This is a genomic window from Paenibacillus sp. J22P165 (assembly GCF_059692015.1).
The window spans coordinates 214,109-235,854 of sequence record NZ_JCAUAP010000002.1; the positions used below are offsets into that span (position 1 = coordinate 214,109).

Annotated in this window: 20 protein-coding genes; 3 read left to right on the forward strand and 17 right to left on the reverse strand. The window is 43.5% G+C overall.

Annotation, left to right across the window (positions count from 1 at the left end; genetic code table 11):
* Nucleotides 1–18: 18 nt before the first annotated feature.
* Together wsfD and AC58QM_RS05045 are read right to left on the reverse strand one after the other, a co-directional pair.
* A complete protein-coding gene (wsfD, locus tag AC58QM_RS05040) occupies nucleotides 19–1,473 on the reverse strand; it encodes a glycan biosynthesis hexose transferase WsfD (RefSeq protein WP_497281934.1) in 1,455 nt (484 codons plus the stop codon).
* 19 nt (nucleotides 1,474–1,492) lie between these two features.
* Nucleotides 1,493–2,617 (reverse strand): hypothetical protein, encoded by a 1,125-nt coding sequence (locus AC58QM_RS05045; RefSeq protein ID WP_497281936.1) that lies wholly within the window; start codon nucleotides 2,615–2,617, stop codon nucleotides 1,493–1,495.
* Between the two features lie 130 nt (nucleotides 2,618–2,747).
* Between AC58QM_RS05045 and AC58QM_RS05050 the strand changes: the two genes are divergently transcribed.
* Complete coding sequence (locus tag AC58QM_RS05050; RefSeq protein ID WP_497281938.1) at nucleotides 2,748–3,692, forward strand: serine hydrolase domain-containing protein; 945 nt, start codon at nucleotides 2,748–2,750, stop codon at nucleotides 3,690–3,692.
* A 54-nt stretch (nucleotides 3,693–3,746) separates the two neighbouring features.
* Here the strand turns inward: AC58QM_RS05050 and speD are convergent, their stop codons facing one another.
* The 14 genes from speD to AC58QM_RS05120 all read right to left on the reverse strand — a co-directional run bounded on the left by speD (nucleotide 3,747) and on the right by AC58QM_RS05120 (nucleotide 19,107).
* Nucleotides 3,747–4,559 (reverse strand): adenosylmethionine decarboxylase, encoded by an 813-nt coding sequence (gene speD / locus AC58QM_RS05055; protein ID WP_497281939.1) that lies wholly within the window; start codon nucleotides 4,557–4,559, stop codon nucleotides 3,747–3,749.
* Between the two features lie 83 nt (nucleotides 4,560–4,642).
* Nucleotides 4,643–4,939 (reverse strand): hypothetical protein, encoded by a 297-nt coding sequence (locus AC58QM_RS05060; RefSeq protein ID WP_497281941.1) that lies wholly within the window; start codon nucleotides 4,937–4,939, stop codon nucleotides 4,643–4,645.
* Nucleotides 4,940–4,979: 40 nt separating this feature from the next.
* Nucleotides 4,980–5,276 carry a polysaccharide lyase family 8 super-sandwich domain-containing protein gene (locus tag AC58QM_RS05065; protein WP_497281943.1) on the reverse strand — a complete coding sequence of 99 codons (297 nt, stop codon included), beginning with the start codon at nucleotides 5,274–5,276 and terminating at the stop codon, nucleotides 4,980–4,982.
* Nucleotides 5,277–5,329: 53 nt separating this feature from the next.
* A complete protein-coding gene (locus AC58QM_RS05070; protein WP_497281944.1) occupies nucleotides 5,330–5,962 on the reverse strand; it encodes a hypothetical protein in 633 nt (210 codons plus the stop codon).
* A gap of 31 nt (nucleotides 5,963–5,993) precedes the next feature.
* Nucleotides 5,994–7,169, reverse strand: a complete 1,176-nt coding sequence (locus tag AC58QM_RS05075; protein WP_497281945.1) for a sugar ABC transporter permease — start codon at nucleotides 7,167–7,169, stop codon at nucleotides 5,994–5,996.
* 11 nt (nucleotides 7,170–7,180) lie between these two features.
* Nucleotides 7,181–8,701, reverse strand: a complete 1,521-nt coding sequence (locus tag AC58QM_RS05080; RefSeq protein ID WP_497281947.1) for an ATP-binding cassette domain-containing protein — start codon at nucleotides 8,699–8,701, stop codon at nucleotides 7,181–7,183.
* Between the two features lie 93 nt (nucleotides 8,702–8,794).
* Complete coding sequence (locus tag AC58QM_RS05085; protein WP_497281948.1) at nucleotides 8,795–9,895, reverse strand: sugar ABC transporter substrate-binding protein; 1,101 nt, start codon at nucleotides 9,893–9,895, stop codon at nucleotides 8,795–8,797.
* Between the two features lie 112 nt (nucleotides 9,896–10,007).
* Complete coding sequence (gene xylF / locus AC58QM_RS05090; protein WP_497281950.1) at nucleotides 10,008–11,099, reverse strand: D-xylose ABC transporter substrate-binding protein; 1,092 nt, start codon at nucleotides 11,097–11,099, stop codon at nucleotides 10,008–10,010.
* A gap of 88 nt (nucleotides 11,100–11,187) precedes the next feature.
* Nucleotides 11,188–12,762 (reverse strand): response regulator, encoded by a 1,575-nt coding sequence (locus AC58QM_RS05095; protein WP_497281952.1) that lies wholly within the window; start codon nucleotides 12,760–12,762, stop codon nucleotides 11,188–11,190.
* A complete protein-coding gene (locus tag AC58QM_RS05100) occupies nucleotides 12,759–14,198 on the reverse strand; it encodes a sensor histidine kinase (RefSeq protein ID WP_497281954.1) in 1,440 nt (479 codons plus the stop codon). Before AC58QM_RS05100 ends, AC58QM_RS05095 begins: the two co-directional genes overlap by 4 nt.
* On the reverse strand, nucleotides 14,179–15,180 hold the full coding sequence (locus AC58QM_RS05105) for a sugar ABC transporter substrate-binding protein (RefSeq protein WP_497281956.1): 1,002 nt from the start codon (nucleotides 15,178–15,180) through the stop codon (nucleotides 14,179–14,181). Before AC58QM_RS05105 ends, AC58QM_RS05100 begins: the two co-directional genes overlap by 20 nt.
* A gap of 88 nt (nucleotides 15,181–15,268) precedes the next feature.
* Entirely contained in the window at nucleotides 15,269–16,909 is a 1,641-nt protein-coding gene (locus AC58QM_RS05110) for an AraC family transcriptional regulator (RefSeq protein WP_497281957.1), read from the reverse strand.
* 70 nt (nucleotides 16,910–16,979) lie between these two features.
* Entirely contained in the window at nucleotides 16,980–17,954 is a 975-nt protein-coding gene (locus AC58QM_RS05115) for an ABC transporter substrate-binding protein (protein WP_497281959.1), read from the reverse strand.
* A 199-nt stretch (nucleotides 17,955–18,153) separates the two neighbouring features.
* Complete coding sequence (locus AC58QM_RS05120) at nucleotides 18,154–19,107, reverse strand: NADP-dependent oxidoreductase (protein WP_497281960.1); 954 nt, start codon at nucleotides 19,105–19,107, stop codon at nucleotides 18,154–18,156.
* Between the two features lie 109 nt (nucleotides 19,108–19,216).
* On the opposite strand from AC58QM_RS05120, the gene AC58QM_RS05125 reads away from it, so the two are divergent.
* Together AC58QM_RS05125 and AC58QM_RS05130 are read left to right on the forward strand one after the other, a co-directional pair.
* Nucleotides 19,217–19,696 (forward strand): MarR family winged helix-turn-helix transcriptional regulator, encoded by a 480-nt coding sequence (locus AC58QM_RS05125; protein WP_497281962.1) that lies wholly within the window; start codon nucleotides 19,217–19,219, stop codon nucleotides 19,694–19,696.
* Between the two features lie 76 nt (nucleotides 19,697–19,772).
* Entirely contained in the window at nucleotides 19,773–20,198 is a 426-nt protein-coding gene (locus AC58QM_RS05130) for a VOC family protein (RefSeq protein WP_497281963.1), read from the forward strand.
* 46 nt (nucleotides 20,199–20,244) lie between these two features.
* Here the strand turns inward: AC58QM_RS05130 and cls are convergent, their stop codons facing one another.
* Nucleotides 20,245–21,699 carry a cardiolipin synthase gene (cls, locus tag AC58QM_RS05135; RefSeq protein WP_497282763.1) on the reverse strand — a complete coding sequence of 485 codons (1,455 nt, stop codon included), beginning with the start codon at nucleotides 21,697–21,699 and terminating at the stop codon, nucleotides 20,245–20,247.
* Nucleotides 21,700–21,746 lie beyond the last annotated feature (47 nt).

Here is a 21,746-nt window from a genome sequence, read left to right on the forward strand (position 1 = left end):
TCTCAATCAAATGACGGCTCAAGTTTCTTGGCTCCATAACCGCTTTGCGAAGAGATCTACAACCGTAATCAATGATACTAAATCGAAAATCAACGTAAATAAAAATTCATGTTTGGCAAGATCCGCGTCCCCGGCACCAATGATCGAAACAAAAATCCCGGAAAGACCAATCCCGATTAGCATGATAATCAGTGGCAACCTGATCGCATTCCTCCATAATCGTGACCGAATTGCTGAAATAAAGGAAGGTAAATAAAGACCAAGGATCGTTAAGATCCATAGTAAAACAAAACCAAACGTTTTAGGAGCAATCGCACTCTTTAGCAGACTGTATCCCGAGAAAAACACGGTCTGTTCGCCAAATGGTTTACCCACAGAGCGTTCATAGTTCCCCATTGCTTTAGGTCGGATGCTGAAACCGTCGCGCGCAGCCAAATTCAACATTTGACCAGCTTGATTCGGATGCGTCAAATAATAATTTAATATAGAAACGAAACCATATTTGCTATAGAACTGTTTCTGAAGTATTTCAGACTCCACATTTACCGTCGTATAAGCATCAAAATATTCCGTTTCATTCAGAATTGCATATTGCTTATCGATGTCAAATCCTTTTAAGGTATTCTCTGGGTTCTCTGCGCCCATGAGTACGCCTCGTGTCATGGCATGATATTTATTAATATTGACAAACTCCTTCGGAATGAGCACGTAGGTGCCAACACCAACACCAAGTAATGCGATAAGCAATACGGATGTGATGATGCGGTACCATGCATTCTTCCTTAAATAAATGAAGAAAATGCCAATAGGTGCAGCAATCATACCAACAGGAGCATTTTGCTGTTTACTAGCTGTCAAAATCATGGCACTAAGAACAAATAATAAGATCATCAGATAATCATTATATCTTTTCCGATAGAGAAGTACGCCGAAAGCGACCATGTAAACGGTCATGATCAGCACTACGCTCTCTCCATAAAATGAACTAAAATAAGCTGTATACCCTGTATCACCTAACATAAAAATAACGATGGCAGCCATCAAATAGCCTAGCTTCTTTGACATTTTCCAAGTCAGTGCTTCGACGAGCAAATAGATCGCACCTATATATAACATCAAATACATACCAGCTTGAAAGCGAATATCAAAAATATCATCACGATAAAAAAGTTGATTGATGAGTATAGCGGCTTTCATGAAAAAAGTTTGTGTGGAAAATATGGAAGCACTATTCTCGTTATAGTACTGAAAAATCCCAAAAGTTTTGATAAAATAACCAAAGTATTGGCTCGTATAGGTAGGATCGTTCACGTATAGACCATTCAAAATACGTGCGTAGTCCCCATTATCGGCCATCCCGATATAGGGAGGCGTAAACAGTGCAATCACCGTAATTAGGAGCACGCTTATAGCGGCGAAACTAGCTGGAGACACTTTACGGAGCACGGTTTGCACCACGCGATTGTTCCACATGTGATCGTACTCCTTTCTATCAATACACGTAGGCTAACAACGCCATCAAATTATCGAAGGAATAGGCTTGTCCCGTTTGGGTATCCCCGAATCCGCCATACAGCGGGCTCTGTGGATCCTGTATTTGAAACTCATTCATTTGGAGAATGCTATCTGTATACAACTCTTGGTCCTTGATGACCGACCCAATCATAGCGGATATCGCATAAATCGCTGTTGACCTAATGTCGTTTAACGGTTTTCCGTGCAAATCGTATTGCCCGTATAAAGTCCCTGCCTTGACTCGCTCTTTGATATAACGAATACTTTCGGCTTTATGTTGCTGAACTTCAGCCAAATTCAAAATCGTTAGCAATGATTCCACGGTACTTATGTTCTCAGATTGGTAATGATGCGTAGTGAAATCAAAGCGTGTTTGGTAAAATGGGAACGAATCCGACAGGTAGCCCTTCTGGGCAATCTGCAGCATGTTCGATTCAAGTGTCGTCTTTTTCTTCCTAGATACCGAAGCAAGTTCCAAAGATGCCGCATCTATGTAGCATAAAGTAAGGAACGAATTGGTCATTTTGTAGGTGGGATCATAGAAATCTCGCAATTGCCCATTCACAACATTATGTTCATAAAAACGGTTTCCGTAAGCTTTGGCTTCCTTGTTATAGCTCTTAGTACCAAAAGCGATTGAAGCTTCATCTAAAGCACGAATGATGCGCAAATCATCAACACTTGCATTCATCGGGTACAGTCTGTTTGGTTTGGGGCTGAAACGGTAACTAAAACCAATCGGTGTATCAAAAATTCGCCTGGCTTGCTGCCACTGCGCATCAAACTTATCTTGTTGACCCGTGAGCGCGTAATAGCGCATCCAGAGTCCTGCGGATTCACTTAAGACCTCGTGTCCTGATGCCGCGGCTCCATTTTGATCCGTATCCAGCAGATTTGTATAAGTGCCATACTTACTAGTAAGCTTATTTTGGATAAAACTAACTAACAAATCTCGTTTTTTTGAAATTTGCATGGTCTCATTGTATTGGCTATTGGGCTGTCTTTGCAGACTATCCCCCAAAGTAACTTGATACACATAATAAATGGCGGCTATACCAACCAAAACGAGGCTAATGATTACGAAATTCCTGTTTATTCTCATGAATTCCAGCAGCTCCGTTTCTTACACAAAAAGTGGTTATGTAAGTTAAATTTTATCATAGGAACCTAAACGATCCTAAGGTAAATCCTCCTAATTTTAGAATAATGTCGGATACATAAAGAAGGATGTCATGAATTTTTCAAAAATAACTGAGACTTTAGAACCAGCCAATCTCGTGAGTTGTTTGATCAGTCAACAAGGCCAACTGCTTTTTGAACAATACCGAGAACCGCAACTTGCAGATGCCTTAGCCAAAATCAATTCCAGCACCAAAAGCATTCTCTCTGCACTTTGCTGCATCGCTATGGATCAAGGATTATTTCCAGATCCCTCTACACCAGCGTCCTTCTTTTTCCCACAACTGGCCAGCGACCCACAATCGCATAAAGCTGATATTACATTACTTCATTTATTAACGATGACTTCCGGTATGAATTGGACCGAATTTGGAGGACAAAACTCCTTCCCTTCGATGACAAGAACACCACATTGGGTTAATTTCGTCTTAGATCAACCCTTAGCCGATGTGCCTGGCACGAGAATGACCTATAACTCTGGCGGTTCGCAATTATTGGCAGCTATCCTCAGTGAAGTAACCGGTATGTCCGTTGCTCGCTATGCCGAGTTACATTTATTCGGACCGCTTGGCATTGAGTCCTATACATGGGAACAAGATCCACAAGGCATACATACAGGTGGATTCGGGATGTCCATGCGTCCCTTGGATATGCTTAAATTCGGCCAACTTTACGCACAGCAAGGTAGATGGGGGAACCAGCAGATTATTTCCCAAGCACTTATCCATCGCTCTACGCAGCCAGCAATTCATGCAGAAGCCCCCCGTCGCGGCTGCTATGGCTGGCACTGGTGGACGGATACCTATCCTGATCAAACAAATACAGAGTCGAGCTCACCCTCGTTTGACTACTTCAATGCTTATGGATTCGGAGGACAAGCCATCTATATCGTACCTAGTCTCGAAGCTGTTGTCGTGTTAACCAATGATCAACGCGTCAAGAAAAAGATCCCTTTGCACGTGTTCCGAACAGCGATCGCCCCTTATCTTCTTACATAGATCGCACAATACCAAAAAACCTGTCATACACGCGACAGGTTTTTTGGTGCAAATTCAATTAAAAATCATATTTTTCCCATAGAAGATCTCATCCATCTCCCATTTGACGCTTTTCTCGATTTCTAGCTGCTCCTCATTGCTAAGCGTATCCTTCGTATATCCAAACAAATAATTGTTCAGATCAAACTCGCGAAGCTTACATTTCGTATGAAAAATATTTTCTTGATACACATTGACATCAATCATCTGATATAAATCTTGTATGTCCTCAGGGATGTAATTTTGAATGGAGCTAATCTCATGATCGATGAATAGCTTATGTCCACTTATATCACGTGTGAACCCTCTGACTCTGTAATCCATCGTCAGAATATCGTTATCGAAAGATCGAATTAGAAAATTCAATGCTTTAAGCGGCGATATTTCTCCACATGTGGAGACATCAATATCTGCACGGAAGGTGCTAATGCCTTCGTCAGGGTGATATTCTGGATACGTATGTACCGTAATATGACTCGTATTCAGATGCATGACAACAGCATCAGGCAGCGGCCCTGGTGATTCTTCGAACGATTCACTCGGTTCCTGCTCAATTGGCCCTTCTGACACAAGCATGGTAACGCTAGCTCCCTGAGGGATATAATCCTGCTTCGCTATATTCAAGACGTGCGCCCCAATAATGTCAGCAACCGTGTTCAATAAAGCTGTCAAACGATCGGCATTATATTGCTTATCAATATAAGCTATGTAGGCTTCACGCTCTTCTCTTGTTTTGGTAAAACAGATATCGTACATATTAAAACTTAGCGATTTAGTTAAATTATTAAAGCCATGCAGCGTGATCATCTGCTCCGAAGTTAATTTCAAGTAAATCCCCCCTATGTGTAAACTATAAACTGCTTACACAAATATTAAACAGCTACACATAGGATGGTATGTCGAAGTCCCTTTTATTCCATGCTAACAAATACATCATCTACGAGCATCGTCATATTCGCAGTGGTGCTATGCGTTGCAAATTGAATCGTATCCAGCAAACTAACTGCAGTCGCAAACGAGCCCAGCGATTGTCGCAATACGCCATTCACATAAATATCGGCTTTATCCGCAGCTGGATCCGCCACAATCTTAATGGTGTACCAGCTAGAGGAAGAATAGGCTTGTAGGTCCGTGTATACGCCAGCATTACTTATTTGTAGTTTTCCGCTACTCGTTCGGAGCCTTACCGCAGTCATTGTTCCAGACATAAGCTGTATCGCGTACAGATTCTCTGCACCTAGCTTGACTTTAAATTCTGCTAGAATCGGTGATGTTGAAGGCGAACATAAACCACGATTTTTTGACCGTCAATGTACTCCCGTATGCATCCAGTTCCATCCCTGCCACACCATACGCATTAGTAATGACGGAGCCTCCTACCCAGTTCTTACTGCTTAAATAGCCAGCGCCGTACTTATCAATGCGGGTACGTGTATCCACCGTCGTCCTAGGCAATCTGTATTTGTTTATGAGAGCCCAGTATTCGTCACTATATTGAGAAAGATCCTCATTATATAAGTAGGTCCAGAACACAAAAAAGTACATTACCCTAAGGCAATGCACGTTCGACTGAATCGTATAACATGATTAGGAATTAATTACAATCGCTTCTGCAACTCTGGGTAGCTAGTTATTAAATCTTGATAAGCTTTACCCCAGTATGCTTCATTTAACTCATCTCTCGACAGTTCCAGACTCGGCGATTTACCTATTTGCAAAGCATGATACCGATAAGCATTGTAAAAATTTCTTTCCGCCATGCTAATCGGACTGCCCTTATAGAGGATGGATAGCTGCGAAAACCCTATGCCAACAAGTATTGAAACAACAGACGCGGCTAAACGAGAGATCAGGTAGGAGGCAACACCTGCCCACCCCGTTAAAACGGATCCAATTGCTACGGCAATCAACGTCGGGAGAAAGAGTCCATAAATATGCGAAAACATAGCACCTAACTGTATAAATGGGAACAACACGATCCCACTAAAGGTGAGTACGATACCTATCGACATAGCAAACAATGTACATATGCCAATATTTAAGGGATTTAAATGCAGCGCGAAACACAAAATCCCAGTAAAAAAACCTAAGGATGAAGTCATGACACTAATCGATTCTGTGGTTTTTAGAATGCTGTCTGGTTTTACTTCTGGATACAATCTCGCCATAAGACCAAAGCTTGTGGAATCATCGAGACTTATTTTGAGCCCTTGCGGCGTATAAATGGCCATCCCCCAGTCCCTCCTCTGCGGCCACCATCCGTTAAGCTCTCTTCTTCCTCGTAACGACATCGAAGATAACTGCGATTGCCAATACCGCACCACGAATCATGTATTGATAGGAAATACCAATTCCCATAAGATTCATCCCACTGGATAAAGAAGCCATAACAATCGCTCCAATAATGGAGCCTGTCACTTTTCCAACCCCGCCCGCTGCCGATACACCGCCCACATAGGCTGCAGCTATCGCATCAAGTTCGAATAAGGTTCCGGCGGTTGTCGTCGCGGATTGCAGTCTTGCCGTAAAGAGAATACCCGAAAGAGCGGATAGCAAACCCATAGATCCAAAAACGATATACGTAATTTTCTTCACACTAATCCCGCTCAAGTTTGCTGCCTCGGGATTGCTGCCAACGGCATAAATATGTCTGCCTAACACGGTCGAAGTTGTTAAGAAATGATACACAGCAACCACAATCAAAACCACGATGACTGTCCAAGAAAAGCCGTTATACCCAGCTAGAATCCATGTAATATACGCAATAATTGCCGAAACGAAAATGACCTTCACGGTAAAAATATTGGAAGAAACCACTTCGAAATTGTATTTCAGCTTATTATTTCGTTTTGAAATTTCACTGTAAATATACAGAACGATCATCACGGCGCCTAGAATCAAGGAGAGGAGATTCAATCCGCCTACCTTCGCTATGACAGGAATAAAGCCATTCCCAATTGCGTTGAAGTTCTCATCTTTAATGATAATCGTACCCGTTTTCTCTGTTACGCGCAGGAGAGCTCCTCTAAATATCAACATACCTGCGAGGGAGGCCACAAAGGATGGAATACCGAACTGTGCGACTAACAACCCATTGAATAGTCCCACGATAATACCAAGTACAAGAATAATTGGAATCGTGATGTAGAACGGGACTCCCGCTTGTGAAAGAAGCACGGCAGCAATCGCACCCAGAAAGCCTGCTGCAAATCCGACAGATAAATCAATATGTCGGATGACAATGACTAACGTCATCCCCACGGCTAGAACTGCAATGTAGCCTGTAGCGTCAATTAGATTACTTATATTTCGTGATGACATGAACAATCCATCCGTCATGATGGAGAACGTCAGCATGATGATGAATAGGGCAATGTACATCCCATATTCTCGAATATTCACTTTGATTAGCGATTTGGCTTCACTATAAAATTGCACTGGTCTTCCTCCTATTGCGTCGCAAGCTTCATAATCATTTCTTGATCCGCATCCTCGATGGATAGCTCGCCTTTTATTTTACCTTCAGCCATCACGTATACACGGTCACTCATGCCCAAGACTTCGCTAAGCTCCGATGAGATCATAATGATGCTCATCCCTTCGCTGATCAGCTTGTTCATGATCGTATAAATTTCGTATTTGGCCCCGACATCAATGCCGCGTGTAGGTTCATCTAAGATGAGCAGGCTCGGATTCACAAATAACCATTTGCCGAGTGATACTTTCTGTTGATTTCCCCCGCTCAAATTACCAACAATTTGCTCAACGGAAGGCGCCTTAATGTTCATAGATTGCTTATAATGATTGGAAATCTTCACTTCTTCGTTATTGTTGATGACGCCCTTCTCAGAGATATCATGCAAGTTGGCGACGGAAATGTTTTGCTTAATATCTTGAATGAGGAATAAGCCGTCTCCTTTGCGATCTTCCGTCACATACGCAATGCCTGCCTTAATGGCATCTTTCGGATGGTGAAAGTTATGCTTAACACCTTCCATAAGAAGATCTCCGCGGAGCTTATATCCTTTGGGATTGCCAAATATACTTTGAGCCAGTTCCGTTCTACCTGAACCCATCAAACCTGCAATACCGACAATTTCACCCTTTTTAATATGAAAATTAACTTCTTTCACGACGTCGCGGCCCAACTGCGGATCATACGCCGTCCAGTTTTGAATCTCTAGAATGTTCGTACCGAAGGACTTTGTCATTCTTTTTGGATAAATATCATCAATTTCACGGCCTACCATGTTTTTGATGATGACGCTTTCCGAAATCTCACCTTTGGCCGCATTCAAAGTACAGATCGTTCTACCATCTCGTAGCACTGTGAGTTGATCAGCAATCGCAGTCACTTCTTTGAGCTTATGCGAAATCATAATGCTCGTAATGCCTTGCTTTTTTAGTTCTCGCAGCAGATCAAGCAAATTCTCGCTTTCTTTCTCATTGAGCGCAGCTGTTGGTTCATCTAGAATCAGCAGCTTCACATCCTTGCTCAAGGCTTTGGCAATTTCCACAAGCTGCTGCTTCCCAACACCCAGATCCTTCACGAGAACTTCCGGGTTCACATCTAACTTCACTTTCTGAAGCATTGCTTTGGCTTGACGTATTGTTTGATTCCAATCAACCATGAGGCCTTTTTTCACTTCATTGCCTGCATAAATGTTCTCATACACGGTCAGGTCGGGGAATAAAGCTAACTCTTGATAAATAATAGCGATTCCCGTCTTCACACTGTCGCTGATTTTCGCAAATTGCTGAACTTTGCCTTCAAAAACAATATCTCCCGAGTAAGAACCATGTGGATACACTCCGCTGAGCACCTTCATCAAGGTTGATTTGCCTGCGCCATTTTCACCGACCAAACAATGAATTTCACCTGCATTAACTTTAAAATTTACGTTCGCAAGTGCCTTCACACCCGTGAATTCCTTGGAAATGTTGTTCATCTCTAATATATATTTGCTCATTATCAAGCGCTCCTTAGCCGAACGACTCTTGGAATAGAGGAATAGTGATAGACGTATCTATCACTATTCCATCCAAGCTATGTGATCTTACACTTACAAGCCTTTGAAATCGGATGCTTGGTAGTATGCTGAGTCGACAAGTGCGGATTTAACGTTCGCTTTATCAACAACGATGACATTCGTTTGTTTCGCTTTAACATCAATTTTGCCATTGTTATATGATCCTGTTGTTTCAGGCGTTTTACCATCTAGGATCGCAACAGCCATTCCCATAGCATCTTTAACAAGTGTTCGAACATCTTTGAATACCGTCATGGATTGTTTACCATCGATAACATATTGAATGGAAGCTTTCTCCGCATCTTGACCTGTCACCAGGAACTTCGTTACAGCTTTGTCTGACGAAAATACATCTGCGATGGAACGAGCCGTACCATCATTCGGAGCTAGAATGGCAACATCGCCTTTCATATCTGCTGCAGCCGCTGTCAAATGCGTTTGAGCTTTGTTTTTCGCTTCATTCGCATCCCAGTTCGTTGTTACTTGACCGATGATTTTACTCATTTGCTCACGAGTCAATTTGGCGTTTCCTTTTAGAGCAACAGCTTCACTGGAGTTGGCGATTTTGAATGTGCCATCGGCAATTTTCGGTTGAAGCACTTGCCATGCACCTTCGAAGAATAAGAAGGCATTATTGTCAGATGCTGCACCTGCATACAGGTACAATGGTTGGCCTTTTTTAGCTTTATCAACTAAGTACTGTGCTTGTGCTTTACCTACAGCGATACTATCGAAAGTCACATAGTAGTTAACTGCATCTGTTTTCGTAATCAAACGGTCGTAAGAGATGACTTGGATACCGGCTTTCTTAGCGGATTCTACTGCAGCTGCTGCTGCATCACCATCTTGTGGACAAATGATCAATACTTTAATGCCTTTGGCAATCAAAGCATCCACGTTTTCCTTTTCTTTCGCCGAAGAACCTTGGCTGAACAAGATTTCCGTTGTATATTTAGAACCTTTCAATGCGTCTTTGAAGCGTTGCTCATCTTGAACCCATCTTGGCTCGTCTTTGGTAGGTAATACAATCCCAACGCTAACTTTGGAACTGCCGGAGTTCCCACATGCTGCAACCATCACGGCTAGAAACATGACCACTAACATTAAAGAAATCGCTTTCACACTTCGTTTCATTTGTAATACCCCTCTCATTTGTTTTGGCTGTGCGCCAACTACAAACTGAGTATATCACCGGGATTTTCCAATGTAACCGCTTTATATTAGCACTTTTTTTAACAATGCTATACTATTTTGTCATTTGTCCTTGAAGCACATTTTTATACACGTCTTCTCTCACATGGAAGCCATCTGCAATGATCGTAGCATCCATATTCAATTGATCAACAGCAATCGGTTCAAGCAAAATGGATGGTACATCCATTTTCTTATTGTTTACTTTCTTATCCGCATGGACATTTTCACCTTTAGCCATCTTTACAGCAAGCTCAGCTGCCGTTTCTGCAAGCTTCTTAATCGGCTTATACACCGTCATCGTTTGCGTCCCCTCAACGATTCGCTGCGCAGCTGCCAGCTCCGCATCTTGCCCAGAGACAGGAATACGACCCGCCATGTTCTGGGCAGCTAAAGCTTGAATCACACCACCTGCTGTGGCGTCATTGGCGGCAACAACCGCATCCACTTTGTTCTGATTCGCCAGCAGTGCCCGCTCCATATTCGCTTTCGCATTCGCAGGTTTCCACTCTTTGGTCGCTTGATCAAATACGATGTTAATATCCCCCTTCTCAACAAGGGGCTTCAAAATGTTCATTTGCCCTTTTTTGAACATATGGGCATTATTGTCCGTATCCGCGCCTTCAATGAGCACATAGTTCCCCTTAGGCACCTTTTTGACAATCGCTTTGGCCTGTAACTCGCCAGCCTTCTCATTATCGAAGGAGATATATAAATCGACATCCGAATTGACAATTAATCGGTCATAGGAGATGACCTTAATGCCTGACTTATGTGCCTTTTCTACAATTGCTGCGGATACCTCCGCGTTGTGCGGCACAACGACAAGAACATCAACGCCGCGTGATATAAGGTTTTCCGCCTGAGCAAGCTGCAAGGCATCGTCGCCATTCGCAGCCTGAACTTCGATACGAGCACCAAGCTTTTCTACCGCTGCTTTAAACAAATCACGATCCTTTTGCCAACGTTCTTCCAGCAATGTATCGATGGATAATCCAACGACCACTGGCTTATCCGCACGGACGATCCGACTTGGGCTTGGTTTACTATCAATCTGCGGGCTAGCTTTATCGGTTGGTGTACGACTCGCTCCGATGAACGAGCAAGCGGTTAGCCCTACAGCCAAGATGGCGATAAGGCCAACCATTCCGCTCTTCTTTCTGACATGTTGCAGGGCAACCTCCCCCTCTCTTCCAAGTTTTCGTCATGCTATTACACTCCAGGAAGGTCCCAGCTTAGCTGTGCTTTTTGTTCGTTGGTCGAATCAACATTTTCCGATAATCTGTCGGAGCATATCCAACTAACTTTTTAAACACCCGACTGAAATAATTTGGATCATTATAACCCACTTCAAAGGTAATTTCTTTTAGGCTTTTATCCGTTTCCTGCATCAATTGTTTAGCCATTTCAATCCGATAGTCCGTAAGAAAATCGATATAATTCATTCCGAAATGCTCTTTGAACAGCTTGCTGATATAAAAAGGATTTCGATCAACCGTAGCGGCAATCCGTTCCAAGGACAAGTCTTCATGTGCGTGCTTCTGGATATATTGCTTCATCGTCTGCAGTAGATCTGTCTCGACAACTTCTCCAAGCGGGATTAGGTTATGAATCAACAGCCGGGATTCCGCTTTTAATTGCATATAACTAGTCGTTGCGTAGGGAAAATAAGGCGTATTGACCTCCATCCCCATTTCCAGCAGCATTCGAGACACAACAATCAGTACTTCAAATATGCGTTGCTGAGACATGCCAACCCCTTGGCCAATGCCTTCAAATACATCAATCATTTTTACGATCTGATCTCCTGCCCCTTCTAGATTGCCGCGCCTCATCTCTTCGAGCACGGTTTTCTCCATCTCAAAGGTAAGGATCCCCATCGCTTGAATCTCATCCTGCGTCAAATTCTCATACAAACAATAACGAGCTGGCAACGTCATATCCATTGAAGCCAACAAAGCTTCCTGATAGGATTTGCGCATGTCCCGTATATCCTTGCATAGACCACCTATTCCGATAAATAAACGAAATCCACATCTAGTATCCAATACTTGAATCCATTTCTTTGCGATGCTAATGGCTTGTGCGCGATATGAGAATTCACCGTCCATAAAAACAATAGCTGGTACTTGATTGCCTGACATTTTCCCAAACCAAATCGGATTGGATATCTCAGGAAGCAGCTCGTTTAATTGCATATATACCATATCCAAATTACGGATGCTTGCTGATTCCTCGGAGACTTGCGTAAATTGCAGCGTCATCACGAATCCCTCTCGCCCAGTTGGCATTCCGACGAGATCGATCATTTCAGGCAGTGAAGCGGATTGCACATAATCGAATAACAATTGTTCGACTAGATCTGCCTCGACCAGAGGTATCATCTTCAGCAAACGTTCTTGCTCCGAACGTCTACTCGCCAATTCAAGCTGCATGTTCATAATTTCGCTGGCTACTCGACCAATCGTCTCCAGCACAACCGAAATTCGGCTTGGTTTCAACATATAATCATACACGCCTAATTTAATCGCTTGCTGAGCAAATTCAAATGTATCGAATGCAGTGACGACGATAAATTTGACTGTTTTGTTAGTCTCCCTAATCTTCTCTATCGCTTGAAGTCCATTAATGCCAGGCATTTTAATATCCATCGTAATCAGGTCTGGCTGCAACCGTTCTGCGGCTTCTATCGCTTCCCTGCCATTCACTGCTTGGCCCACAACCTCCACGTCTGGCGAGCCCTCTTCTATGATTCTTTGCAGGGCAGTCCGCTCAATGTGTTCATCATCCACGATTAATAAACGAATCATACTGCTTGCCCCCTTGGCAGTTTCAATGTTATACAAGTACCCGCTCCTAGATGGGATTCTATCTCTATAATCTCTTCAACCCCATAAAACAGCTGTAAGCGATGAATCACATTCCATATGCCGATCCCTGTTGAATGTCCTTTATAAACAGAGTTTTCTGTATGAGATAATAATTTAGATAACTGTTCTTCATCCATACCTTGTCCTGTATCCTGTACCTGAACGAGGATATGTTTCTCATCCTGCTTGACACGAATCGTTAACGTTCCGCCCTCTTCAGCGGGTTCAATTGCATAAATAAAGGCATTCTCTGCGAGCGGTTGCAAAATAAGGATAGGAAGCTCGATGCCAAGTGCATCCTCATCAATTTCACGCACGACATGCAAGCGATCGCCGAAGCGGGCCTTTTGAATCGTTAAATACTCCTCAAGCACCTCGAGCTCATCCTTTAAAGACACCCGGCTATCCAGCTTACGGAGATTATATCTAAGCATACCAGCGACAGAGCTAATTAATTCGCTTGTTTTACCTGCACCTGCCAAATAAGCTTCCTTAGACAGCATATTTAGGGTGTTAAAAAGAAAATGAGGGTTGATTTGACTTTGTAAGCTTTTCAACTCACTTTCTTTCAACATGAGCTTATGTCGATGAAGATCATACTCCAATTGCGCCTTACTCTGAATATCGTCGATAAAATGTCCTATTTTCAATCGCATACTATCCAAGGTTTTGGCCAAGAAGGCCATTTCATCGTTATTGCCCAGATCAATCGGATTTTTGAAATTTCCTCGTGACAGTTCACGCGCGGACAGCGTTAATTTCAACAAAGGCTGCGTGACACTATCGACGAATCGATACGAAAATAGCAGTAACAGCAAGGATACCAGCGCCAACGTCCAGAGGCCCATTTTCTTTATATTTTCACTTCGCTTAATAATCTTTCTGTAGAAAGCATCATAGGTGTTCTGCTCACCGCTAATTAAGGTTAGTGTCGTCTCTGATATATATTTCGAAATATTAGAAGCTTCGTCAAATTGCTTTGCTGCATTTTCTTCATCATTATCCTTCTGGAAACGTACGGCCAGATCCATCGCTTCCGATTGACTTTCCAGCATGTTCTGCAAATTGTCGAGCAGCATCGTGTTACTCAAGTTTCGCAGCCAATCCATCTCGGACTTCGTTCGCAGCAAGCTGCTGTTATCCGTTGCATATTGATTCAAGCTTTCCAGCGTAGGAGACATTCGGTACTTATTCAAGGTGGTTAAGGATTGCTGGCTTAATTGCGACGCTTGGTTCATCTGCATATAACGCTGAAGAATCTCGTTGTACTTCTCAACTGTTCGCTGGTTATAAATGCTCATAGAAAGCCAAATGATCGCCATAATGACCCAGATGAGAATCGATAACATCATCATTTTACTTCGAATGGTTTTCAAGGGCTTTCTCCTCTTCTCCAGATGAAGTCACCACACTGATTGGTGTGAAGTAGCTGTTCTCTAGCGGCAGTTGTGTAGCATCTAACCATCGTTTCATCAAGTTGACGCTCAAAATCCCCATGTCTTCATAATGCTGCGAGAGCCCAGCTTTCACCTGACCATTCTTAATCAACATTAGCGTTTGCGGGGAATCATCAAAAAGGAAGATCGGATATTCCTTCGTTCGCGAACGCGTACGCGCCGCCTGCACGATACTCTCACCAGATTCCGTCGACAACCCAATGAAAGCGGTCACATTTGGATAGTGATTTAAAATATCATTCGTTTGCATTTTCGGTTGTGACATCTCTGGATCATTTGCCGCCGTAACAATCTTCAATTCGTCGTATTTACTAAACACTTCGTGCAGACCTTTTAAGCGGAGATCATCCGTTGAGGGAGATGACAGGTTCTTAATCACACCGACTACCCCTTTGCCCTGTAATTGGGTCGCGATATATTCGCCCATAATGATTCCTTCTTGATAATGATCAGAACCTATGTACGACTTACGCAAGCTGCTTGGGGCGTCGGAATTAATCGTAATAATTGGAATCCCTTTCTCCGTCGCTTTCTTCACCATAAGATCGAAATCGGGATGATCCACGCCTTCCACGACAATCCCACTCGCTTTGGAAGCGATTGCAATATCAATCTGTTTAATGAGGCCTTCCAAGTTCGAACGGTAGACGCCCCAAAAATCAATTTTGATATGGTGTTCTTCCGCAGCCTCGTGTGCCCCTTTTTGAATCGCATTCATCATAAAGCTACCCTGCTCTTGTGAGATAATCACGATGCGTTCTTCATGCTCATGCACCATGGGTTCCCCTGCACTACTAGACATACTCAAATCGCTTTGATAAATCTTGAGTATATAGTATAAAGAAAATGACAGCGTAACAAAACTACTGGCAATGATCGCGATTAATATCAATTTTTTCATACATTCACCCACATACTCTTCCAATTTCCAGTAATTCTATCATGATTTCAAGAATTCGAATACAATCAAAAATAAAATCCAACAACAATTACGTTGCTGGATGTATGATTTGTGCAAATTGCCCGAGAAACCGATCATGATTGAAGGCTGTATGTTCATTCCAAGGTGACTCCCAGCCCGAATAACCAGGGGTCCAATGAACCTGCCCTTTCTTCACAGCCTTTAACCCCCGCCAGCTTGCTTGACTAGATTGATTTGCCCAAGTTGCTTGAGACATGGCATCTTTACAAATATTCACGATGATATGGTCAGCATCAAATTCGGCCAACTCCGACAATTGCACCGATTTCGTCCACTGAATATCTGCGACTAGATTCGCAGGGGTTAACTGCAGATCATCATAGAGAACCGTTCCGGCAAGACGTCCCCACACTTGAATTTCTTTGTGATGAATCAGTACAACTAACACCTTCTCCTTCTTCAATGTCTTCTCTACAGTGTCACGTACATCAGTTGCTTTAAGGTCATAGTTTTGCAACCATTTCTCCGCTTCACGTTCCTTGCCTAAGAATTCACTGATCAACATCAGATGCTCGCGCCAATTCCTATCCCATGATAAAAATAAAGCAGGAGTGATTTCAGCAAGTTTATCTTGCTCATCTTTAGGGACCCAAGTATCAATTCCTATGATATAATCCGGCTTGGCTTGTTGTAAGGCAGCAAGATTAAACCCATAGTGGTGGCTTAACGGCACCCTAACATCATAGGCATATTTATTCCGATAAAAATCAGTCCAATAGTGATCCATAGGCGCCGCATAAGGGATAATTTGAAGGGCTAGCAACTGTCCGATATTCACCCAACTGTATGCCGCGACTTTCATTTTCGTATTTTTCAAATAAACGGCTGGTGCCATTCCCATATGTTTCTTAAAATTATTGCTGAAATAAATTTCGTTTTTATAACCAACTTGGAATGCAATCTCCTTTATAGATGCTTGAGGGAGTTCTCGCATTAACTCCTTGGATTTACTTAATCGTAACTCCGTTACGTATTCGATAACACCCTTACCAAATTTCTCCTTGAATAATCGCATAAAATGAAACCGACTTAAACCGGCTCTTGCTGCCAATGCATCAATCGTTATTTCTTCTGTGAAATCTCGTTCGAGCATGAACTTGGCATACTCCAAGGCGATCGCCGTTTTGTGCTCTTCATTTTGCAAAACTAAGCTTAGCAATTCATAGAACCCTGCCTCAGCCCGAAATCGATCCGCAATCGTGCCATTCTCCCAATGTGTTGCGATCATTTTAACTAATGGAATGACCGTAGAAACGGCGAGGTGCATAGCTTCCCCTTCACCTGGAAACGAGTTCACAGTCTGGATATTCGCTTCGTCAGATTCTGTTTGGAGAATGGCTGCTGCATGAAACCGCAGAATATAGATCCCATCCTCCACCCCTTTAGGTAGACCTACTTCAATGAGTTGACCTGGCCTGCCTATGAATACAGTACCGGATCGCAGGGGGTAATACTGGCCATTTATGATCAAACGACCATCCGTTGAATCAGATACGATTAACATCATAGCGTCCGCTTTAATAAAATCTCGTTCCACAGGGAACTGCAGATCCTTCGCCAATATACGTTCAATCGATTTTAGCTTATACCACATCGTACTTCTAGCGTTCTCGTCTACGAGATCCATTTGAGTATCCTCATATTTCATTGTCGGAATTACACTCCTATATCCATACGCAATATAGAAAGGACGAGGGAATCCCCCGTCCTCTCAAAACCTATTTGACTATAAGTCGAAGCACATCATCAATAATTAGTTGGTTCGCGGTCACGTTCTGATTAAACCAATGTCCGGAATCCACTTCATACACATGACCTTGTTTAACCGCGGACAATTGCTGCCAAAGCGGGTTATCCACAGGAGCCTTTGCACGACCTTTACCTGAAAGCACAAAAATGTAATCCACATCATCGAGCTGAGCCAGTGTTTCCAGGGAATACGTATCATAGTCGCCTTTTAACAATTTAGGCTGTTTGAAACCAAACCCTTGATACAATAGTTTACCACTATAGAAATTCGCACCAAACAATTTAAAACCTTTTTCATTAGCGGATTGGAATAATACGGCAGATTTGTCTCCAATCGCTGTCCGAAGCTTATCTTTGGAAGCCGTGACCTTCTCATCATATTTCTTAATTGCTTGCTCCGCTTCTTTTGTTTTCCCAAGCACTTCACCTAATCTGGCAACACTCCCGCGCCAGTCATTCTCGTCATTGGATAATACGAACGTAGGAGCAATTTTGGAGAAATCCTCGTAGGTTCCATTTTTCATATAAGTTGGTGCAGCAAGAATAATCAGATCTGGATTATGACTTAACGTTTGCTCAGGTTTGAGTCCACCCGTCATGTCTAAAACAGGCACCCCGCTCAATACGTTTTGCAAATACTGTTGAGGCTCACCGGCAGCAGACCATTGCGCGACAGGCTTAATGCCGAGTGCCGTTAAGCCATCTTCTAGGAAAGGAGCGATTACACGCTTAACCTCGCCTGGAATTTTCACCTCATGTCCCATCGCATCCTTCAGGACACGTTCTTGCGGTTGTGCAGAGGCTGTTGCCGTTGCTAGCGTCGTACTTGCAGGCGTAGCTGCATTGTTCGTATCGGTTCCGGCACCACAGCCGGCTAGAAATAACGAAGACACGAGTAAAACCGCCGTGAAGTTAATGAACTTTCTTTTGCTTGCTTGAATCATTGGATATCCCCCTAGATGATACTGATAATCATTATCGATAATTAGGAGTATATAGGACAAATCCTTCTTTGTGAATACGTAAAAATGCTGACTTTTCATTCATTGACCGCACGATTGTATATATTCGGGTATCTAACATGAGAAAAACCTGCATAGAACTTGTCAAAGTTCTACCCAGGTTTCACTTTGCGTGAAAGATTTACTCGATTATGCGAAGCACAATCCGTCCGCGTCCATGCCCCGTCTGGCTCTTCTCATGAGCTTGACGTACGTCTCCCATAGTAAAGCTTTGCTCGATATGAAAGATAAGCTTCCCTTCTTCGATAAGCTCAGCAATGGCTGTCAAATCAGCATTCGTAGCGATACCAGCACGAATTAATGTGATGCCATGCTGTTTGGCCTGCTCTACCGGCGGTTGGCCTGCGATGGATGCCAAGCGTCCACCTCGCTTCATGACAGACCAGGTGCGCGCCAACGTTTCTCCACCTATGGTATCTAGCACGAAATCTGCGTCCTTCACGATGTCTTCAAAACGTTCCGACGTGTAATCTATGACGTGATCCGCTCCTAACGAGGCCACAAAAGCCTTGTTCGCGGGTCCAGCAGTTGCATAGACCTCTGCGCCTCGCCATTTGGCGAATTGAACCGCGAACATGCCGACGCCTCCCGCGGCGCCGTGGATCAGAACACGTTCGTTCGGCTTCACTTGCCCTTCCGTGACAATGGCACGCCACGCCGTGGTGGCTCCACCTGACAACGATGACGCTTCTTCGTAAGTGATCGAAGCTGGCTTCAGCGCAAGCTCATCCTCCAACGCTGTCGTATACTCCGCGTAGGTTCCCTTCGTACTGCGCCCAAAGACTGATTGTCCAATCTGCCACGCGGACACACCTTCTCCTACAGCTGCAATGACTCCTGCAAACGCTGTTCCTGGAATATGGGGAAATTGAACCGGCATCGGGAACATTCCCCTGCGTATTTTCCAATCAACAGGAAGAACACCCGCTGCATGAATACGTACAAGCACTTCTCCGGCCTGAGGCTGCGGAATGGGGATCTGCTCAACTTGCAGAACATCCGCTTCACCGAATGAATGATATCGAACAGCACGCATCTGCTTAGCGTTCCCAATGGCTTCCTTACTGTCTGTCATTTTCGTGCCCTCCTCTTTCCGCACCATCTATGGTATATTTATTGAGTATACTCAGCATTTCAATTTATAATGAGTATACTCAGTACTTTTGCGACTGTCAAGGAGGATTATGAAGCCTATTCACTCAACTGATAAACAGGGGGATTCTAACCATTTCCCAGAGGGTCCATCCACACCAACTGCAGGTGACATTTTGCAGCTATTAATCCGTACGACCCATCGTTTGCACACACAATTTGAGGAGCACTTAAGTGAGCTTGGGATACCTGCTTATTTGACAGGGCCACGTGTACGGGTACTCATCGCAATTGAAGAAGAAGGAAGCATCCGTATGTCCGATCTCGCTTCCAAATTAGGCATCAAAGCACGCACCGTCACCCAATTCGTTGATGCGCTTGAACAAGAGGCTCTCCTCGTGCGTACGACCGATCCTGATGACCGCCGAGCAACCTTCCTCCAGTTAACGGAAGCAGCACCTCCCCTGATTGCGAAAGCACGTGCCGCGATGAGCCAAGCCTCCGATCAGGTGCTCCAATCCTTGTCCACCGAAGGCAGAAATCAACTCCAGTCCCTATTACTCCGCTTATAGGGCTGGTGGATTTTCTAAGTAACCAGTGGTAGAATATAGGAGGTTGTCCCAATTTCACAATTAGAGGAGAATGGTCATGTCAATTAATGCTTATTTAAATTTCCCCGGAAACACTCGTGAAGTTGTAAATTTCTATGCAGATGCATTTAATCTGCCATCTCCAAAAATGATTACATTTGGCGATATGCCGCAAAATCCTGACTATCCGCTGCCTGAAGAGGCTAAAAACGGTGTCATGCACACACGTTTGGATATTAACGGAAGCCCACTGATGTTCTCCGACACGTTCCCAGGTATGCCATACGTTGTAGGGAACAACATTAGTCTTTCCTATGTCAGCTCTAACGAAGAAGAACTTAAAAATGTATTTCATAAGTTGAAAGTTGGCGGCAAAGTAGCTATGGAGCTGCAAGCGACGGACTGGAGTAAACTGTACGGTCAAATAGAGGACAAGTTCGGCATCCTCTGGCAGTTCAACCTCGATAGCGGTGAATCTTTCTAATTATACACACCAAAAGGCCCCTGCTTACAGCACGGGCCTTTCTCTTTTATAAGATCGGTGAAATCAACTTCGAAATCGACTCCAAAAAACGAATACGCAAGGACCGTTTCTCATACTCCTCCAAGGTCAACTCCATACAGCCCTCCATGTCCATCCAGAAGGTGTCTTCCAGCTTCCTTGCTGTCTCCTCATGAAACATCAGCGCGTTCGTCTCGAAGTTTAGCCGCAAGCTGCGAATATCGAAATTCGCTGTTCCCACAGAAGCTACTTTGCCATCTACAATAATCGTTTTGGCATGTAGAAAGCCGAAATCATACAGATAACATTTCACGCCAGCGCGTAATAATTCACCTACATAATACAAAGAAGCCCAATGCACGAAGAGATGATCAGCCTTCTCCGGTATCATAATACGCACATCAATCCCCGAAAGGGCAGCAATTCGCAACGCATTCAACATACTTTCTTCGGGAATAAAATAAGGCGTTTGCAGCAAAATACGGCTTTTGGCCATATGTATCAGTTTGAGGAACGTATAAACAAAGTGCGGCCAAGTCTCATTCGGACCACTTGCAACGATTTGCATAGGTACTTTTCCTAGTGTTGCATCGTTTGCAATCGCTGGAAAATAACTCGCATCCACTTCCAGTGTTTCTGACGATGCCAGGTTCCAATCGAGTATAAATCGGGATTGCAACGCGCGTACAACACTCCCTGATAGACGAAGATGCGTATCACGCCAGTAGCCAAACTTGGGGTTTAATCCAAGGTATTCATTTCCGATATTAAATCCGCCAATATAGCCAATTTGCCCATCAATCACGACAAGTTTACGATGATTTCGATAATTCACACGATAATTCAGGAAAGGAATGCGCGATGGAAAAAATGCAGCTTTGTGTCCGCCTGCCTGCAAAAAATCTTTAAAAAAGGAGTCCTTCAAGGTACGCGAACCGATATCATCATATAAAAAGCGAACTGTAACACCTTGCGCGGCTTTCCGAGTTAGCACTTCCATAATTCGCTGACCTAAGGAATCATTTTTCACAATATAGTATTGCATATGGATATGGTAAACGGCTGCCTCTAGTCGGCTGATCAAATCATTAAATTTCTCCACACCATCCGTGAAGATATGTACCTCATTATCCTGTGACAAAAATGAATCATTCGTAGCTACATTCAAATAAATTAAATAACGATATTCCATTACCATGGGATCGATATAGGGAAAAGTCCCCTCCATAAGTTGCTGCCGCTGCTCACCAATCACAGTCTGCATCCGTTCCTGCATGCGCTTATTCCATTTATACAGTTTTCGGCGGCTTAGGTTTTGACCCAGCATCACATACAATAGAAAGCCTAGAATAGGAATGAATAATAGCACCATTAACCAAGACCATGTAGCCGCTACATTACGTCGTTCTAAAAACACTACCGTGAGCGCCAATAAAATATTTACGACGAACAACACGGTTAACATATGAGAAATCCAATCCATGCCCATCATTTACCACTCCAACCCTCTTTAACATCTGCACCTATTAT

Coding starts and splice junctions, on each gene's coding strand:
- xylF (WP_497281950.1), bottom strand. CDS start 11,099: ATGGTTGGCCTTATCGCCATCTTGGCTGTAGGGCTAACCGCTTGCTCG.
- AC58QM_RS05065 (WP_497281943.1), bottom strand. CDS start 5,276: ATGTACTTTTTTGTGTTCTGGACCTACTTATATAATGAGGATCTTTCT.
- wsfD (WP_497281934.1), bottom strand. CDS start 1,473: ATGTGGAACAATCGCGTGGTGCAAACCGTGCTCCGTAAAGTGTCTCCA.
- AC58QM_RS05110 (WP_497281957.1), bottom strand. CDS start 16,909: ATGAAATATGAGGATACTCAAATGGATCTCGTAGACGAGAACGCTAGA.
- AC58QM_RS05070 (WP_497281944.1), bottom strand. CDS start 5,962: ATGGCCATTTATACGCCGCAAGGGCTCAAAATAAGTCTCGATGATTCC.
- AC58QM_RS05060 (WP_497281941.1), bottom strand. CDS start 4,939: ATGTCTGGAACAATGACTGCGGTAAGGCTCCGAACGAGTAGCGGAAAA.
- AC58QM_RS05125 (WP_497281962.1), top strand. CDS start 19,217: ATGAAGCCTATTCACTCAACTGATAAACAGGGGGATTCTAACCATTTC.
- AC58QM_RS05115 (WP_497281959.1), bottom strand. CDS start 17,954: ATGATTCAAGCAAGCAAAAGAAAGTTCATTAACTTCACGGCGGTTTTA.
- cls (WP_497282763.1), bottom strand. CDS start 21,699: ATGGATTGGATTTCTCATATGTTAACCGTGTTGTTCGTCGTAAATATT.
- AC58QM_RS05120 (WP_497281960.1), bottom strand. CDS start 19,107: ATGACAGACAGTAAGGAAGCCATTGGGAACGCTAAGCAGATGCGTGCT.
- AC58QM_RS05080 (WP_497281947.1), bottom strand. CDS start 8,701: ATGAGCAAATATATATTAGAGATGAACAACATTTCCAAGGAATTCACG.
- AC58QM_RS05130 (WP_497281963.1), top strand. CDS start 19,773: ATGTCAATTAATGCTTATTTAAATTTCCCCGGAAACACTCGTGAAGTT.
- AC58QM_RS05085 (WP_497281948.1), bottom strand. CDS start 9,895: ATGAAACGAAGTGTGAAAGCGATTTCTTTAATGTTAGTGGTCATGTTT.
- AC58QM_RS05105 (WP_497281956.1), bottom strand. CDS start 15,180: ATGAAAAAATTGATATTAATCGCGATCATTGCCAGTAGTTTTGTTACG.
- AC58QM_RS05050 (WP_497281938.1), top strand. CDS start 2,748: ATGAATTTTTCAAAAATAACTGAGACTTTAGAACCAGCCAATCTCGTG.
- AC58QM_RS05095 (WP_497281952.1), bottom strand. CDS start 12,762: ATGATTCGTTTATTAATCGTGGATGATGAACACATTGAGCGGACTGCC.
- AC58QM_RS05045 (WP_497281936.1), bottom strand. CDS start 2,617: ATGAGAATAAACAGGAATTTCGTAATCATTAGCCTCGTTTTGGTTGGT.